Below are 1,984 nucleotides of genomic sequence, written 5' to 3' on the forward strand. Positions count from 1 at the left end.
CCTTTGCAACAACAATCGGTTGTTTTTGTTTATTCCGTTGCATCTTCTTTTAACGTTGCATTCCTATGAAGCGCAACGTTAGCTTGTTTTTCAGTAACTCATTTTTCTCGCCTCTTTTATGTCTACACCAAACTGACATCCCACTAAACAAATACTTCTCTGTTCTCCTCGTTTGAATTAAATTGTCTAACTTCACAAATTCTCCTCCCTCTCTTGTATATAATTAACCTGCAATGAGATATACTGGACATGTACAACGCTTATAGTGAACAATTATCTATAACAGAAAGGTATGATAATATGGATATTCGTGTACTAAAATATTTTTTGAGCGTAGTAAACGAACAAAATGTAACTAAAGCAGCTAAAGCTCTGCATATTTCTCAACCTGCATTGTCCCGTCAATTACAAAACTTAGAAGATGAGTTAGGAACAAAACTATTTGAACGAGGAAATAGATACATTCACCTAACTGAAGAAGGGACTTAGCCAATAGAGCAAAAGAAATAATCACACTTTTTGACAAAACTGAAGCCAATTTTCATAAAGATAAAATCATCAGTGGGGAAATCTATATTGGATGTGGAGAAACGGAATCAATGTTACTGATCGTTAAAGCAATTAAACAACTGACAACTGCCTATCCTGATGTGAAAATCAACTTATATAGCGGAAATGCAGATGATCTTACTGAAAAGCTTGATAAGGGTATTCTAGATTTTGGATTGGTTATTGAACCAACCAACAAACAAAAATATAACTTTTTAAATCTGCCAACTAAAGACAAATGGGGGATATTAGTTAACGCTAAGTCACAGCTTGCTGAGAAAAGTAACATACAACCAGCAGATTTGGAAAATGTTCCGTTGATTATTTCTCAACAAACTTTAGTAGATAATCAATTATCAAGCTGGCTAGGCAAGAATCTATCTACTTATAATATAGTGGCTACTTATAATTTACTTTATAATGCTTCTTTACTTGTAAAAGAAAATATTGGTGTAGCCCTATGTCTCGATAAAATTATCAATACAACGGATACAGACTTGAAATTCATCCCTCTATCTCCTAGCTTAGAATCTTCACTTAATTTTATCTGGAAAAAAGATTCCGTTTTATCAAATGCATCCAATAAACTACTGGAATTCCTTTCAAATCAGGATTAATTTGTAAATACTTTATTTTTTACGGCTTTCTAAAATACTTACAGCTTGCAGATAATCGGGATTAATGGAACCATCTATATTTTCTTGCACCATTTGGTATCCAAATGACTCATATAACCCGATTGCTGCATGACTCCACGTTTGCGTATGTAGATAAATCGGTTGATCATCTCCGTATTTTTGTAATAATTTAGTCACTTCGCTAACTAAAACAGTAGCTAAACCGTGTCCTTGAAATTCTGGTTTGACTGCTAACCAATGAAGGAGCGAAACGTTCTTTCCTGCGATTTCTTTCCACCAGGCACTGCATGTAGCAACTTTTTCGCCATTTTTTGTTTCAATAAACAACATTCTTTTTTTTACTTCTTCTGGATAAGGAGCAAAAGTTTTATCAAAATATGCACGTGCAGCATTGGCTTCGTCAAATTCTAAAACTGAACACTCAATTTCAGCCCAGGCCTTTTCATCTTCTGGTTGGTAAGTAGTGATTTTAAATCCTGCTGGCAGTTTTTTTTCTCTTATGGGTAAACCAGCTGGTCGTTTCATCCAAAATTCAATATTGGGAATCGTTTTATCTAACATTTTTCTGGCTCCTTTAACTTTTATCATTTTTTTAAATATAGTTTAAAATAAACAAAATTCAATATGAGACAACCTAGTGAGTCTCCACATTTTTTAACTTTGGTAAGTTTTAGGAAGTATCGTCACAACAGCTATAGTTAATATTATAGCTGTTAACTTTAAAAAGTATACCCAGTTGAACCTTGTTCTATTATTACCAACAAAAAGAGTCCTCTCCTTTGCGGCTTGTTAATTTG

At 33.6% G+C, this 1,984-nt stretch carries 1 protein-coding gene and 1 pseudogene; one reads left to right on the top strand and one right to left on the bottom strand.

Annotation, left to right across the window (positions count from 1 at the left end; translation table 11 throughout):
* Positions 1-300: 300 nt before the first annotated feature.
* Positions 301-1,166, top strand: a pseudogene (locus tag RT405_RS07230) (LysR family transcriptional regulator).
* A gap of 12 nt (positions 1,167-1,178) precedes the next feature.
* Here RT405_RS07230 and RT405_RS07235 read toward each other — a convergent pair.
* The gene (locus RT405_RS07235; RefSeq protein ID WP_313468780.1) at positions 1,179-1,748 is read right to left on the bottom strand and encodes a GNAT family N-acetyltransferase; all 570 of its coding nucleotides are present in this window, start codon (positions 1,746-1,748) and stop codon (positions 1,179-1,181) included.
* Positions 1,749-1,984: the final 236 nt, after the last annotated feature.

Origin of the sequence: Carnobacterium sp. (genome assembly GCF_032094055.1) — a bacterium.
In the GTDB taxonomy this organism is placed as follows: Bacteria; Bacillota; Bacilli; order Lactobacillales; family Carnobacteriaceae; genus Carnobacterium_A.

Excerpts from the sequence above, each read along its gene's own strand:
- RT405_RS07235 (WP_313468780.1), bottom strand. The coding sequence starts at position 1,748 with ATGTTAGATAAAACGATTCCCAATATTGAATTTTGGATGAAACGACCA.